This window comes from Bacillus sp. MHSD_36, from assembly GCF_030757775.1.
Lineage (GTDB): Bacteria > Bacillota > Bacilli > Bacillales > Bacillaceae_G > Bacillus_A.
Window position 1 is genome coordinate 1,054,224 of the sequence record NZ_JAVBIS010000001.1, and the last position, 14,824, is coordinate 1,069,047.

At 32.5% G+C, this 14,824-nt stretch carries 14 protein-coding genes, 2 pseudogenes and 1 other annotated feature; of the genes and pseudogenes, 4 read left to right on the forward strand and 12 right to left on the reverse strand.

The window, feature by feature from the left end:
- Nucleotides 1-170: 170 nt before the first annotated feature.
- The 3 genes and pseudogenes from Q9B79_RS05565 to Q9B79_RS05570 form a co-directional block, all read left to right on the forward strand.
- On the forward strand, nucleotides 171-686 hold the full coding sequence (locus Q9B79_RS05565; protein ID WP_306182949.1) for a hypothetical protein: 516 nt from the start codon (nucleotides 171-173) through the stop codon (nucleotides 684-686).
- A gap of 167 nt (nucleotides 687-853) precedes the next feature.
- A complete protein-coding gene (locus tag Q9B79_RS27065; RefSeq protein ID WP_483861652.1) occupies nucleotides 854-1,000 on the forward strand; it encodes a DUF8096 family protein in 147 nt (48 codons plus the stop codon).
- Nucleotides 982-1,212 (forward strand): annotated as a pseudogene (locus tag Q9B79_RS05570) (hypothetical protein); the annotation flags it as partial. The gene Q9B79_RS27065 and the pseudogene Q9B79_RS05570, both read left to right, overlap by 19 nt.
- A gap of 415 nt (nucleotides 1,213-1,627) precedes the next feature.
- Here Q9B79_RS05570 and Q9B79_RS05575 read toward each other — a convergent pair.
- The 3 genes and pseudogenes from Q9B79_RS05575 to Q9B79_RS05585 form a co-directional block, all read right to left on the reverse strand.
- The gene (locus Q9B79_RS05575; protein WP_306182950.1) at nucleotides 1,628-2,788 is read right to left on the reverse strand and encodes a serine hydrolase domain-containing protein; all 1,161 of its coding nucleotides are present in this window, start codon (nucleotides 2,786-2,788) and stop codon (nucleotides 1,628-1,630) included.
- Between the two features lie 613 nt (nucleotides 2,789-3,401).
- The gene (locus tag Q9B79_RS05580) at nucleotides 3,402-4,034 is read right to left on the reverse strand and encodes a type 1 glutamine amidotransferase family protein (protein WP_306182951.1); all 633 of its coding nucleotides are present in this window, start codon (nucleotides 4,032-4,034) and stop codon (nucleotides 3,402-3,404) included.
- A 74-nt stretch (nucleotides 4,035-4,108) separates the two neighbouring features.
- Nucleotides 4,109-4,291, reverse strand: a pseudogene (locus Q9B79_RS05585) (hypothetical protein); the annotation flags it as partial.
- An 18-nt stretch (nucleotides 4,292-4,309) separates the two neighbouring features.
- Here Q9B79_RS05585 and Q9B79_RS05590 point away from each other — a divergent pair.
- The gene (locus Q9B79_RS05590; RefSeq protein WP_306183327.1) at nucleotides 4,310-4,876 is read left to right on the forward strand and encodes a DJ-1/PfpI family protein; all 567 of its coding nucleotides are present in this window, start codon (nucleotides 4,310-4,312) and stop codon (nucleotides 4,874-4,876) included.
- Between the two features lie 123 nt (nucleotides 4,877-4,999).
- Here Q9B79_RS05590 and Q9B79_RS05595 read toward each other — a convergent pair whose 3' ends face one another.
- The 9 genes from Q9B79_RS05595 to Q9B79_RS05635 all read right to left on the reverse strand — a co-directional run bounded on the left by Q9B79_RS05595 (nucleotide 5,000) and on the right by Q9B79_RS05635 (nucleotide 14,790).
- On the reverse strand, nucleotides 5,000-5,806 hold the full coding sequence (locus Q9B79_RS05595) for a DegV family protein (protein WP_306182952.1): 807 nt from the start codon (nucleotides 5,804-5,806) through the stop codon (nucleotides 5,000-5,002).
- 199 nt (nucleotides 5,807-6,005) lie between these two features.
- Nucleotides 6,006-6,512, reverse strand: coding sequence for a DUF3189 family protein (locus Q9B79_RS05600; protein WP_306182953.1), 507 nt, complete (start codon nucleotides 6,510-6,512; stop codon nucleotides 6,006-6,008).
- Between the two features lie 254 nt (nucleotides 6,513-6,766).
- Nucleotides 6,767-7,399 (reverse strand): VanZ family protein, encoded by a 633-nt coding sequence (locus Q9B79_RS05605; protein WP_306182954.1) that lies wholly within the window; start codon nucleotides 7,397-7,399, stop codon nucleotides 6,767-6,769.
- Between the two features lie 142 nt (nucleotides 7,400-7,541).
- Nucleotides 7,542-8,135, reverse strand: coding sequence for a GNAT family N-acetyltransferase (locus Q9B79_RS05610; RefSeq protein WP_306182955.1), 594 nt, complete (start codon nucleotides 8,133-8,135; stop codon nucleotides 7,542-7,544).
- Between the two features lie 240 nt (nucleotides 8,136-8,375).
- Complete coding sequence (locus Q9B79_RS05615) at nucleotides 8,376-9,614, reverse strand: MFS transporter (protein ID WP_306182956.1); 1,239 nt, start codon at nucleotides 9,612-9,614, stop codon at nucleotides 8,376-8,378.
- Nucleotides 9,615-9,679: 65 nt separating this feature from the next.
- Nucleotides 9,680-9,938: a binding site (T-box leader), on the reverse strand.
- 54 nt (nucleotides 9,939-9,992) lie between these two features.
- Nucleotides 9,993-10,814, reverse strand: a complete 822-nt coding sequence (locus tag Q9B79_RS05620) for an SDR family NAD(P)-dependent oxidoreductase (protein ID WP_306182957.1) — start codon at nucleotides 10,812-10,814, stop codon at nucleotides 9,993-9,995.
- A gap of 84 nt (nucleotides 10,815-10,898) precedes the next feature.
- Nucleotides 10,899-11,495, reverse strand: a complete 597-nt coding sequence (locus Q9B79_RS05625) for a TetR/AcrR family transcriptional regulator (RefSeq protein WP_306182958.1) — start codon at nucleotides 11,493-11,495, stop codon at nucleotides 10,899-10,901.
- A gap of 190 nt (nucleotides 11,496-11,685) precedes the next feature.
- A complete protein-coding gene (locus Q9B79_RS05630; RefSeq protein WP_306182959.1) occupies nucleotides 11,686-13,824 on the reverse strand; it encodes a penicillin-binding protein in 2,139 nt (712 codons plus the stop codon).
- 366 nt (nucleotides 13,825-14,190) lie between these two features.
- Nucleotides 14,191-14,790: an undecaprenyl-diphosphatase gene (locus Q9B79_RS05635; protein WP_306182960.1), complete on the reverse strand. Its 600-nt coding sequence runs from the start codon at nucleotides 14,788-14,790 to the stop codon at nucleotides 14,191-14,193.
- Nucleotides 14,791-14,824: the final 34 nt, after the last annotated feature.

A 14,824-nucleotide genomic window follows, 5' to 3' on the forward strand; every position in this document is an offset into this window, starting at 1 on the left:
TTACTGTAGAAGATTACATAGGGGTAAAGTGATATGTTCTGTATTTTAGTTTGTATAATGCTCACATAACGTCTCATTATCGGTAGCAAAGAATGAGGCGGAATCTTCAATTAGGATGATGTTATAATTAAGTGGGAATTTACTTTATTTTATAATTTATGAGGTGGCAAATGGACTCTTTAGAAATAAATAAATCTAAATATATTATCTCTAACATCAAAGATATTCTGTATAAAAAGCTCATTCTTGATAAACCGATAACTAAAGATGAGGTAAAAAAATTAAACCTAGTTAATCCTACTGTATGCGAAAATGAGAAGTATCTCATACAGGCACGTTGGTTTTGTAGTATGAATATCGAAGAGTGGGAAGATGTAGAAGTTATCATTCAAGGAAATAATGAAAATCCCAATGTTGAGATTATCGATATGGCAGAAAAAATATTCGATGAACTCTATCTCCATATAAGCTGTGCATTAAAATATCTACAGAAATTCTTCCCTAATCAAGAAATGAAGAACTACTACCTATCCACAATATCTTTTGGAAAGATGGCTAATATTGACGATTATATATTGTCAGGTTTTAGTTTAGCGTTTATTTATGAAGGCACTTATGAGTTTCAGTATAAAGTAAAATTTAAAGACAATGGATGGCCAATCGGTTTTGAAGGTGGACCACTTTAATAATCATAGATAATTTTTCTTATTGTGGGATTTAAAATAAAAATTATCTGTTTGTAAAAAAGTTGCAATGCTTTTTCTCTTACAAAATAAAAGGTGTCCACTATATGAACACTTCATGTTATTATAGGTAAGCTATATTAATTTAGATTGATATGTAGGTGAAACTAATGGAAAACAAACAACTTGAACAAAAGTACGACCTTAGCAAGATATACACATACAAAGAGCATCCTGATAAAATCAGTGGTCGCTGTGATAATTGTGGCAACACCGTATTTAAAAGTTCCGTTAAAGTGCACCTGGGGCTAAAATAGAATAAAAAGGTAAAAGTACAATACCATCAGATTTCAAAGGGAATTGGGATCAAAAAGGATATATTGCCCCTCATACAAGTGTAGATGGAACAAACCTTTATACATTGGACAATATAACAAATGAATTTGACTTTAAGGTTAGACACGATTTTGAGGATATAAAGAATAATCCAATCGTTGAGAATTTTATTTTAAGAGTAAAAATGCATTAATTATAAATCCAATAAAAGAAAATCGAACTAGATAGCCTTTCTAGATTGATTTTCTTTTTTATATTCTCAAGGAATATTCCTCTTCACTGCAACTCATTGTAATACGTTTTTTCTATGACACATTACACAATTGTACAAAGTTAATAAAGTAATAGGGGTCACCATACATGTCCATCAACTTAAGAACTTTCTTTAACCCCAAGTTTAAAAATACGCTATCCTTTTCTATGATTCTACAGAAAGAATAGCGTATTTTTTTATTTTAGGGAGTATTTTGTTTTATTAGCTTAATAACATTGGCTTGCCCCCGTAATTCCAAAATCCCCAAATTTTTTTAGAATAAATTTTTCGAACCATAAATGTATATTTTTAACTATAAAAACTATGGGAAGATTTATCTGTTTTTCCTTTTTACCTACTTGCTAAATTCAGCAAGTAAAATACTTTTAAAAGGATTAGAACGACTAGTTTTATGGCCATTCAAATTGATGGCCAATGTATGCTTGCCTCCAAGTGTGCCTCCAGCAAAAGTAGAAAACCCTGGAGAGGCACCTGTGTGTCCCCATATCGAGACACCGTTTGGAAGTTTAGTTTCATAGATTCCAAGACCATATCCATCGATTACTTCTGTTCCTGTAGGAACTGTAGTAAGCATTTGTTTTAGTTGCTGTTCCTTCAGTAATTTGCCACTGAGTAAGTAAGAGAAGAATTTGTTTAAATCGTCAGCAGTAGAAATCATATCTCCATCCGAGCTACCTGGGTAAGAATAAGTAACGTCTTTTAGCTCACTTTCTCCGTCATATCTTTCATATCCACGGGCATGATTGGTACCTGGAATAACAGTTGAATTACCAGGTAGGAATGTATTCGACAATTCTAGCGGTTCAACAATCCGATTTTCAACCTCTTCTGCATAGCTGTTTCCAGTTACTTTTTCAATAAGGATACCCAGTATTACGTATCCTGTGTTTGAATAAGACCAGCCCTTACCTGGAGCAAAGTCTGGTGGAAGAGAAATTCCCATCTTTACTAATTCTTCAGGCGTATACAATTTTTTTGTATCCATAATATCATAGTCTTTTGACTTTAAGTATTCAGCAATCCCACTTGTATGATTCAATATCTGCCGAATCGTAATCTGGTTAGCATCATATCCGTTTCCTTGAATGACGCCAGGCAACCATTTTTCGATGGAGTCATCTAGATTCAAGCGGTTCTCTCCAGCCAATTGAAGTAGAACTGTTGCAATGAATGTCTTCGTCGTACTGCCAATGCGAAAGCGAAAATCTGTTTTCATCGGCTTCTTGGTTCTCAGGTCCGCTATCCCGGCGGCATAGTTCCAATTTTTACCATCCTTAGAAATTTGAGCGAGTATTCCAGGGTATCCAAGTTGGAGTGAATCCCGCATTGCTTTCTTAACGGAAGTACGATCGCTTTGATTACTTGTTTGTAACGAACTAGATACATTTTGCGTGGGTTCTGCTTTTACAATTGAGGCTGGTGTTATGTATAATAGGGAACTTCCAGCTATTAAAAGTGATAGACTTGCACATGTAATTTTACTGCATGTTTTCATAAAGCATCCTCTCCTTTATTTAAATTGTAAAGTTAGTTGCTTGCTGTTTCGTATTAATCACACAGCTATCATCTCGAACAATGACAAAAAAGTCAGAATTAAATTCGTAATTATATTCATAATTATTATTTTTACAAAGGCTATTCTAGCTTAACAAACGGTAAATCCCTTTTCTTCCACATGTATGTTAACCCCAGAAATTACTTCTTTTCCTTGAAACACTCTTGTTACTGGTTTGTTTTTCATATATAAGTCATATCTGTTCCGCCTTTCACACCTCCTTATATTTTTATCCTACACAATGAAAATCTCTTTTTTCTTACCTATTCCTTACAAATTACTTACGTTCAAAATAGCTTCTATAATAGGATAGAAGGAGCATCTGTACCCGAAAGTTCAAAGTATTTTCTAATAAATTTATTTATCAAAAAGAAAAACAGGGGTTTTTCACTTCTATGTTTCTTTTTTTCGTTTTGGGGAACAATTAATTCTTAAGTTGATAGCGATGGAGTAGCATCAGGAAAATGCGGATTTACAACGATAAGGGAATTCCAAATTAAAAAGCCCAACTTCTCTGCAAATCAAAATAGAGAAATTGAGCTTTTTAGTTATTTCATTTATTTATTGAATTCATTAGCTGGAAGAAGTATTCAGGTTTATGAGTCTTATTTAGATTATACCATGAATGTAATGCATCTCGTGTAAATACATCTATTTTTTTCAGTACCTCCATTGCAAATTCCAGAGGAGCTATTCCTGATGCAGTAACTAAATTCGCATCAGATACCGCAGGTCCCAACTCATAGAACTTTTCTCCTTTATAGTTAGGACATACCATTTTAGTATACTCTAAGTTATTACTTGTATGTTTTCTAGTATCCAAGTATCCCATATTCGCGAGGGCATCACTTGCACCACAAATTGCAGCAACAATAGTACCAAGCTTTAAAGAGTGTCCAATTTTTTCTAAAATAGGTTGATGAATTTCTTCACTCCAAGTAGTCCCTCCTGGTAAAATTAAAAGATCTTTACTTTCAAGAGTACATTCATCAAGGGAAATATCTGGTTTTATGCTCAGTCCTCCCATAGTAGTAATCATTTCTTTATTAGCTCCTACTGTAATTACTTTTAAAGGTGCTAAATCTTTTTTGAAATATCTTCCTGAATTTAGTTCAGCAATTAAATATCCATATTCCCAGTCCGACATTGTATTAAATACATATAGAAAAGCTTTTTTTGTTTGCATCCAATAACACTCCAATCACAATTTATATAGCTATTATAATATAACTTCCCTGACAGTTAACGTCAGGGAAGTTATCATACTTGATGAAATTTTATTAATTCCGACAGAACTTCAATTAGTCTATTCTTAAGACTTATTGGCTCAATAACTTTAATAGATTTATTGTACGGTAAAAGTAAATAAGGTACATATTTATGTATCAGATCTTTTTCAAGAAGAAAAACTGCTTGATTTGAAGTCCGTTCTTGTAAAAAGTGGAGGGTTAGAAAATGTAAATTGCAATAGTCTGTTTCGATAACTTTACTGATATAGATGTTTTTCTACCATGGGATTTATTAAATCATGTACGTTTAGTCGGTAGTATTTCTGATTGGGATGTCCAGCTTTTAGGAACGGAAGAAACTCATATATCTATGTCTGGCTTGCGTATTCCCATGACAGGAAGCATATCTGATATCCCTTTTGCCGACGCTGTAATATTTGCAAGCGGTAAAGGTATACAAGATTTATATAAAAATCAAGAATATATTAATAGCATTCATGTAGATCCTCAAAGACAATTAATAGGATCTATGTGCTCTGGTTCACTACTATTAGGAGCTAAAAAATTGCTAACTGGCAAAAAAGCAACTACATATCCATCCGTAGTAGAACAACTTAAAGAATATGATGTAGACGTTATTGAACAAAGTTTCGTAAACGAAGGAAATATTTCAACTGCTGCTGGCTGTTTTGCTGCCCAAGAACTCTCAGCTTGGATTATAAGAACCCTAATTAATGAAGAAATGGTTGATATTGTGCTAGAAACTGTTCAGCCAGTAGGCAAAGGTTTATATTTTTAATTTTAAATCAAGTCGAGTGATCGGTTAATCCCGGAAACGATAAATGAATTCTATTGCTTAATGGAGACATAATGTACCCCATCTTCAAATAAAAAACCCGCGAATCATTCACGGGTTTTCTTCTTAATAACTAATTGCAATTGTACCTTCACCTGCATGAACAGCAAATGAAATTGGTAATGGATATAATTTGAAATCCATTTCAGGGAATGCTTGTCTTATATCTGCAATCCATTCTTCAGCTCCATCTTTATCGTTAGCATGGAACATATGAAGTACTTTTGGTAATTCTTTTTCAAGCTCATTTTTAATGTATTCTCGACATTTTTGGATTTTACGAACTTTCTTTTCAAGTAAAAGCTCTCCACCTTTTACTTCTAATATTAAGTTGACACTTAATAAACTTCCAAGTAAAAATTGAACTCCTTTTACACGTCCACTTGCATAAAGGCCCTTTAAACTCTTTGGGAATACGTGGAAAGGTCTTCTTTTTTCATCTACTAATGTTTTGTGTATATCTTGTAAAGTCATACCATCATGGTATAACGATTTCGCTTTTCTAATTAGTTCATCCATTGGATAGCTTGTTGTTTCACTATCTAATACTGTTAATGGGAAACCTGCCATTTCTGCAGCTAATTTCATGTTTTGATAGGTTCCACTTACTTTTCCGCTAATAGCAACTGCAAATCCCTCTTCATATTCTTCTTTACATTTCGAAAATAACTCTACCATTTCCCCTATGTTAGGCTGTGATGTAGTGACTGTTTTACCTTCATTTAAAGCGTTATAAACGCGCTCACGCACACCTTCTTCACAATCCTTGTACGACACACCATCAATAATAACTTCAATTGGGATAACAAAGTTATCTCCTTCTGTTGTAAAACTCGCAGTTGTACTATCAGTAATCCAAGCAACACGCTTCATGTTGTTCCTCCCTTAATTCAATTCCTCTTTTCTAATTTTTCTATATATTTATGTTACGAAAAGAGAATATCCCTGTAATAGTAACAGGACTTTATAGTTTTGGCTATAGTAGATAGATAATAAATGTGAATATTTCTTGTCTTTTTCACAAATTAAAAAGAAAATCAAGTAATTTGCTCGATTTTCTTTTTATCATACATTATTTAAAGGTTTCATTATCTAAAATTACAACATAATCATTCGTCAATTGCCCGGCTTCTTTCGTATAACTAACAAGTCTTTGTACGTTATCGCAGCTAAGTTTTGCACCCCATACGAGTAGTGGTACACCAATAAAGTCAATATGAAATCTTCTAGAAAACAGACCACCAAAAGTCATTGGTAAAGGCACTGTTGGTGATGTATTAGAAAAAATAATCTTTTCATGGCTGTGATAATGTTTTTGCAGAATCTCTCCTAAATGCTTCATCGCAGGTACAACGACTTTTGATGCCCCGCACCCGATTGTATATACAGGATTCCCATATTCATCTTGTCCATGGAAAATGAGCTTTCCCATATCCTCTGTTTTCAATTTATTAAAGTAATCTACATTTAATATTTCTTCTTTTGTTAGTTTACGATCCGTTGGTAATTTATTTAAATGATAGGCTGCAGCGAGTGCAGTTGAATGTGTTCCGCCGAAATCTGTGTAAATGAATATCATATTATCATCCCTTATTATAAAAGTTCAATGTTATTTAGTATTACCGTTCAGAGCATTGATAAACAAGGGATGAATGTATTTACACTTTTTTATTAATTTATTATGTATTTCCGATTATATTATTTTCCGTTTATTATGATACACTATGTAATAGCCATAAGCTTATTTATAAAAGTAAAAAGACGTACTTTTGACTCGTACGTCTTTTATCATCTTTATTCAAAATAAATGTATACTTTAACACGTATGAATTGTTAGTTATCAATAGTTTCTATTCTTTTAGAATCCGTCTCATTAAATACTTGAATGTTAAATTTAGCAGCTAGCATTATAGTGATTTTATAAATAAAGTATCCAACAATACAACCTATAACGTTACAGATTACATCATCAATATCAGTAATTCGTCCCACTCCACTAAATAAAGACTGAATTAACTGTATCAATTCAATACTAGTTGATATAGAAAATCCTAATAAAATTGTATTTTTGGATTTCTTATATTTATCCCATAGGATTGGTACTAAAAATCCTAAAGGCATTAATAATAAAATATTCCCGCCTACATTTTTTACAATTAGACCAATCATAAATAGGGCATCTCCATCATAAGCACTACCAATTTGATTGATGTCTTTAATAATTGATGCAAATGGTATTATATTGACCGAGCGATTCAAATTTTCAATATTAGAAGGAAAACCGATTGGTAAAGGGAATAAAGTTACTGCAACAACCATACAAATGTAGACCAAGAATAAAAAACTTACTATTTCTTTCCACCAAATCACATGTTTTTTATTTTTGGTACCAATTAATATTCCACGTACAATTAAATAACAAATAACCCCTAAAATAATAAACAAGCTACCGTTGATCATATACAAATTGTTAACACATCCTTTCATATGAATTAATAATTAAAATTTATAACTATATAGTAATGTTTTTCAATTTAAAAATCCATATAATCATATATATTTGTACAGAATTAGAAAACCCTTTATTTACTAAATAAAGGGTTTCTCGTTAACTAAAATACTTTTCAAAACAAAAACAATCATGAACTCGTTTAAATTGTTTTCTTATGTCTTCTTTATTTTCACCTGTATAATGAGCAAATGTTTGAACTGGATATAACTGATCTATATTACTTTTTATTACACCGTTTATCTCGTCTGTATGATCGGAATACACATGTAAATATGAATCTACGTTTACAAATCCGTTATTTTCGTACCATCCATGTACCCATAGGTTGTCCCTAGTCCATGCTTCCAGGCGATTTAGGTTAAGTTCTTTCGCTAACTTTTCTGCCTCATTTAATAGTTGATTACCAATTTTCATTCTACGGAAATCGGGATGAACTGCAATATGCCAAATCATGCCGCCAAGGCCAGTTCCTCTTGAACAAACTGTACGTTCTTCTACTTCATATTCGATATCTATTATACCTACAATTTGATTTTCATATACAGCTACTAATTCAATAGCCGGATGTTCATATCTTTCCTTTTCTCTAAATACGTTATCGTAATAAGCTGTATCTAAAAAAGATAACACACGGCAACGTACCCAACCGGTTTCATCAGATTTTTTATATGCTTTAATCTTAATATCCATGTAATCTAAAAGCTTCCTCTATATTTTTATTAATTTTTTAACCCCTACTTCGTTGCTTTAGACATATAATCAATTGAACAATCTAAATCTAGATATAATAATTTCCTGTGCTACATCCTTTGCATTAATCATATTTGTCACCGTCATATGCAGAAGAGATTCTTCCACCTAATTATTATTCAATATATAGATGGAAGAATCCTCTAGTGATGTATACTAATTGAAAAATGGAAGAAAAAATTATTTGGAATCTACTGATTCAGCATGATATACCTTGGATTTTGAAGGTAATAAAGTAAACACACACAATATAATAGTTATAAGTAACATTACCAATGATCCTACAATAACTACAAGTTGTATAGAAATAAATTGAGTTGCAACTCCGAATAGAATCGTAATCAAAATGGTTATGCCGGCAATTACTAGTCCATATATACTTCCAATCCGTCCCATTATGTGAACGGGAACGTTGTTTTGATAAAAGGTATAATATCCTGTATTTGCATATGCCATAGAGAAAGATAAAATAAGAAATCCGATAGCAGCTATTACGAACCCATTTGAAAAAGCATAAATTAAATAACCAATTGCAATGAATAATGATCCTATTCCAATTAAAAATGAAGGCGCTAATTTTTTAGATAAAATTGTATTTGTTATAGCTCCTAAAATAATTCCAGCCCCGCCGGCACTAACTAAAAATCCATATTCACTATCTGTTAACAATAGAACTTCTTTAGCAAATGACAATTCAAGCGAATCATTTGCGGTAGCTAAAACCATCATCCCTTGAAATAAGAAGTACACAAAAACGATATACAAAGATTTTTTACTAAAATTTAAAACGATGTTCCAATCTTTTTTTAGTAGAGCTAAAGATAACTTGTCATTTGATGTATGCATATCGGATTTTTTATCAAGATTAGGTAATAGCAATGTAATTACTCCTGATAAGAGAAACGCTATAGCATTCATATATATAGCAAACTCTGATGTACTTGCTATTAATAATACTCCCGCTATCGCTGGACCAATTAAAAATGCACCAGATCCTATTAAACTACGCAATGAGTTGAAACGTTGTCTTTGCTCAACTGGAATTAATTTAGTCATATATGTCATAGCAGTTGGCTCGTAAATTGCATTAGCCATACTAATAAAGAATACGAATACATAAACCATCCAAAGTGCTGGAAGTAAAGGTAAAATAGCGATAAATACCGCACGATATATATCGAGGTGAATCATTAACTTCCGTTTATTTAAACGATCAATCATACTTCCTGACCAAGCGTTTGTTAATAAAGCGGCTAATGGTTTAATTACATATAAAGTAGCAACAGCTAGGGCTGATCCGCCCATATTATAGACAAGTACGTTTAGTGCTATTAAGTAAATCCATGCCCCTAAATTTGCAATACCAACTCCGGACAGTAATAATAAAGGATATTTCCAATCGTTAAGTAAGTTTTTCATTTTTGGCCCCCGCTTTCCAAATTGTTTTAAAACAATAAAAAATCCCACCCCCAAGACTTTTTAGTCTTAGGGACGAGATTTATCATCGCGGTGCCACCCTAATTTGTTAATATGTCGCCATATTAACCTTATCAGGTACTGCATTGTAGATCATGCTTATACCATAGCTCTATAACGGGAGCTCCCGTCACACCACCCTCTATTAATAGATTCCGATGCGCTGCTCAGAGACTTGGTTCAATAAAGAATTTTTACTCCTTTTCAGCTAAATGGAGCTCTCTGTGAAAAATTCATCTTATTTACTCTTCTCTTCACTGCATTTGATTTTTCCATATTATCACAATTTTATTTTACTGTAAATATAAAATAATCAGATATTTATAGTTGCGTCATTTTTGCTTTTCGGCCAATTCGGCATACGAAACGCATTAGCTTTTTATGAAGATAAGGAAATAAGATAAAGAATACGTCCATTGTTTTTTTTAACGGCATTGGACATATCACTACTTTATTTTTATGAATAGCTTTCAGTGCAATTTCCGCAAACTTGTCTGCTGAAATCGGCTTATTCGTTTTTAGTTGTTTTATAATTTGTCCCTTATCCATATGAATTGCAATTGATTTTTCAAATATGGGTGTATCTACAAAAGTTGGACAAAGTACACTTACATTTACACCGTATTCTTCTGCCTCATAATGTAATGACGTTGTTAAACCTACGATAGCATGTTTGGTAGTTGCGTACGCGGTACAAAGTGGAGCAGGTCCTAAACCGGTTGCAGATGCAGTGTTAATAATATGACCAAATCCTTGTTTTTTCATGAATTGATAAGCTAATTGTGTTCCGTAAATTACTCCTAGTAAATTTATTTCAATAATATGTTTCCAATGATCCAAAGACATATCGAATACTTCTCCATACATAGCAATTCCTGCATTATTAAACATATAATCAATTCTGCCAAACTCATTAAATATTTTTACAATAAGTTCCTCTACGGATTTAGCGTTAGTAACATCTAAATATTCGAATCTAGCTAGTTTATTATTTTTTTTTATATTATTCACAAGTTTTTGACCACATGCTTCATTAATATCTGTGATAATTACAAATATATCTTTATTTGCTAATTGAATAGCTAAAGCTTTACCGATACCAGAAGCTCCGCCAGTTATAATTGCGACTCTTTGTTCATCCATATAAAAAACCTCCTGTTGTTAATACATGTAATGTAAACGGACGAGTGTAAGGATTTGAACAATCGTTCTAATTCGCTTAAAACGCTACACATGTTTCTTTAAAATAGAGAGTAAAAAAATTGTAATGGCTTCATCAAATAAAACTTCTAATTTCTCTGTTTCAATTGAATGAATGAATTGACATAATCCACCAAGCCATGAACCTAATAAAAGACTTGAATCTTCAACATTTTCTATATAAAATTCGCCGCTTTGTATACCTTCATCCAAAATTTTTTGATATGCCTTTAATGGAACAACAGCTAAACCATAAAGCTGTCTTACTGTAGACGGATTCGTGCTCGGATCAGAGGCAAGCTCTTGCCCTGCCCTTAATAACGGCGTTTTGTAATTATAAAGTACAAATTTAGCCATTCCATATAATTTCCCAGTAGCGTTTGTATACTGTTTTTCTGCTATTTCCCATTTATCGTGCCAGTTTCTCATACTGTCTTTAGCTAAATAAACAAATAATTCTTCTTTATTTTTATAATGATAATATATATGCCCTTTACTATAACTAGAGGCTTTCGCAATATTATCAATTGAGGTTCTTGTATATCCTTTTAAGGAAAATAACTCTATCGCTTTCTCTGCTATTATTTCTTTGGCTAAATCGCTATCGTATCGTCTTTTATTCAATGTAGACTCCTTCCATCGTTTAGTACAAAAAAATTGAACAATCGTTCTAATTTCAATATATGTCAGGTTTTTAATTTTAGTAACTGCTTAAAACTTTGTTTATTATTTTTTCTGAAAATTACGGTGCGTGAAATTTCTAAAATCTATAGAAAAAAGGCCTATTATATATAGACCTTTCACATTGCCAGAATTAATTTGTATTTGCCTCTGCTAACGGTTGTAACGGTGGTTCTAATTCTAGTTCTAATGCATCGCCTTCTTGTATAGCTTGTCCTTTTTCGATACTTTGATTTGTTACATATCCCGTACCTGAAGTTTTTAAATCTAATTTTAATAGTTTAGAAAAATACATAACATCACGCATAGACCAACCTTGTAAATTAGGCATTGAAGCATTGTTTCCTAATAAAAATATTCGATCTCCTTCACTCATTACTTCGCCAGACTGCGGATATTGTTTTATTATTTTTCCTTCTCCTAAAGTTATTGGTTGGAGTTTCTCTTTTTTTACATTATTCTCTACCGTATCCATGGATTGATTCACATAGTTTTGCACTTTTAATTGATATTTTTTCGTTGCATCGGCCATTTGTTGTTCTGTGTATGGTTTCACCTTTAAATATTCAAGGCTATTTTTCATAACTGGTTTAAATATTTCAGCAAGCGGCTGAGCTCCATACTCATCTCCCTTTAACTTTGGTTGCTTAATAGCTAAGTATACAATTAACTCAGGGTCATCAATCGGAGCCATACCTAAAAATGAAAAAATATAATTTTCTTTCCCCTCCATATATCGTCCATTTTCAGGATTCGGGATTTGCGCTGTTCCTGTCTTACCTCCTATTGGATAACCATCCACTTTATACATTGTACCAGTACCTTTTGAAGACGTAATAACACGCTCCATTAAGTTTCTTACCTTGTCCGCCGTCTCTTTTTTTATCGGATTCCCAATTTCTTTCGGTTGATTTTCCATAATAACTTGTTTATTTATTGGATTTACAACTTTGTCAACGATATATGGTTGCATCATTTTCCCATCATTTGCTATAGCGGTAGCAGCTTGGATTAATTGAATAGGCGTTACTGTAGAGCCTTGTCCGAAAGAAGTTGTGACTTGTTGAATTTGTGTATTTAATAATAAAGTATTTTTACTTTCACCAGGTAAATCTATTCCAGTTTTTTGATTAAATCCAAATTTATTCATATATTGTTTAAATTTATTCGGTTTCAATAGCTGATCTTCTAAAATAGAAAAAGCTACGTTAGATGATCTTTCAAAACCTTCATCAAATGTAATGGATCCCCATCCAAATCCACCGTTATGATCTTTAATATCAGATGAACCAACGGAATATTTTCCGGATTGGAAATATTCTTTCCCGTTATATACACCTTCATTAATTGCGGCAGCTAACGTAAATATTTTCATTGTTGAACCTGGTTCGTATGCATTTGCGATTGGATCATTTAAAAAATATTCGATATCGCCTTTATTAGGATTAAAACTAGGTTTACTAGACATTGCTAAAACTTTCCCTGTCTTTGGATCCGCTATGATTCCTACTAACATAGAAGGATCATAGTGCTCTTGCGCCTTATTCATCGCTTCTTCTAAAAAACTATTAATTTGTTTATCGAGTGTAAGGTATACGTTATTCCCATTTTTAGCGGGTTCTATTTTCCCTATATCATTTGTAAGCGGGATTCCTCTTGGTGCTCCCACATATTCTATATTCCCGTTTGTAGAGCGCAAATATTTATCTAGGCTCTTTTCAAGTCCAAATTTCCCTTCTGTATTTCCTTTATCGTCAGGTCTTGCAAAACCAAGTATATAGGATGCAAAATCTTCATTTGGATATACTCTTGCTTTTTCTGACATAAAAGATACCCCTGGAATTTTTAATCTTCCGACTCTTTCCTTTACTTCTCTAGATAAATTCCGGCCAACTTTTCCAATTTCAACTTGTGTACGTCCCTCATGAAAATTTTTTAATACGTCCTCTTTATCAATTTCAAGCGCATCAGCTAATCGCTCTGCAGTTTCATCTTTATTTTTCACTTTATTGCTTCCTTTTAAATTCACAACAACACGATACGTTGTGGAATCTTGGACTAGCACTTTTCCAGCTTGATCATATATTGTGCCACGATTCGCTTCCAAAACACCATTTTTATTATGTTGTTCATTTGCTAGATCCTTTACATTTACATTATGCAAGACTCCTACTGCCTGAATATAGAAAAAACGCAAAAGCATAATAAGAAACAAAACAATAAAAGCAACCATAAAATACCGCGCGCCTTTATTCGTTTGAAGTTTATGCATATTTATCCCCTTTCTTTCACAATTAAGTACTACGATGATGTGCTATAAATTATGTAGTTTTTGCTTTCAATACTATATGTTTCGAACTTTTCCTTTTAATTCCTTTAAAACAGCCTGAAAGTAGCTATTGTTTCTGTTTTTATTTTATTTATCTATTTACATTACGGTGCGTGAAATTTATGAATATTCTATCATGAACAGGTGATTTATCATAAACTACATATTTTACTTAAAATGTTAATTCATTTATTCTTTCACCACCTCTTTAATGTATATGCCCTTTTCTTGTGCACAATAAAAAAGTTCCCCTCTGGATTTCCAAAGGAGAACTTTTTAACAAACCTACAAATAGTTATTTATAAAAATTTAAGCTATATGATTATATTTCGCTAAAAAAGGAATTCGTTTCGCTATCACTGCGTACATTTTAAATGCAAATTTCGCTATCGGTTCGAATATACGTGTACTTTGCATTACTAAGCCGCTCGTAATAAATGTTAAGAAAGCAGCACCAAGTATATCTAGAGGATAATGAACTCCTACGTACATGCGTGATACACCAACTAATACCGCCCAAATAAGAGCGACATATTTAAGTTTTTCCCCTCTAAGTAAAAATACAAATGCAATGGAAAATACAAGTACAGAATGATCACTAACGAATGATGAGTCTGCTGCATGTGGCACTAATTGATGTACATCATGTGATACAAATGGACGTGGGTGGTAATATACCGCATGTATCAAAACATTTACTAGTAATGCGATAATGACTGAAAGCGTCGTATATAAAACTGTATATTGTTTTCTAATCGCATTCTCTTTCTTTCCATTATCAAACCATAAGATACACATAAATAGAATGGCTACATATGCAGCACTATTCGTAATAGCAATCATTAGCGTATCTAATAGTTTGGATGATCCAGCAAAATTATTAAACCATTGAAATACTGTGTAATTCATAATACTCTCTCCTTAAATACAAACGTTCTTGATT

Coding starts and splice junctions, on each gene's coding strand:
- Q9B79_RS05595 (WP_306182952.1), bottom strand. CDS start 5,806: ATGAAGCGTGTTGCTTGGATTACTGATAGTACAACTGCGAGTTTTACA.
- Q9B79_RS05615 (WP_306182956.1), bottom strand. CDS start 9,614: ATGAAAAACTTACTTAACGATTGGAAATATCCTTTATTATTACTGTCC.
- Q9B79_RS05575 (WP_306182950.1), bottom strand. CDS start 2,788: ATGAAAACATGCAGTAAAATTACATGTGCAAGTCTATCACTTTTAATA.
- Q9B79_RS05565 (WP_306182949.1), top strand. CDS start 171: ATGGACTCTTTAGAAATAAATAAATCTAAATATATTATCTCTAACATC.
- Q9B79_RS27065 (WP_483861652.1), top strand. CDS start 854: ATGGAAAACAAACAACTTGAACAAAAGTACGACCTTAGCAAGATATAC.
- Q9B79_RS05635 (WP_306182960.1), bottom strand. CDS start 14,790: ATGAATTACACAGTATTTCAATGGTTTAATAATTTTGCTGGATCATCC.
- Q9B79_RS05610 (WP_306182955.1), bottom strand. CDS start 8,135: ATGGATATTAAGATTAAAGCATATAAAAAATCTGATGAAACCGGTTGG.
- Q9B79_RS05630 (WP_306182959.1), bottom strand. CDS start 13,824: ATGCATAAACTTCAAACGAATAAAGGCGCGCGGTATTTTATGGTTGCT.
- Q9B79_RS05620 (WP_306182957.1), bottom strand. CDS start 10,814: ATGGATGAACAAAGAGTCGCAATTATAACTGGCGGAGCTTCTGGTATC.
- Q9B79_RS05580 (WP_306182951.1), bottom strand. CDS start 4,034: ATGCAAACAAAAAAAGCTTTTCTATATGTATTTAATACAATGTCGGAC.
- Q9B79_RS05600 (WP_306182953.1), bottom strand. CDS start 6,512: ATGATATTCATTTACACAGATTTCGGCGGAACACATTCAACTGCACTC.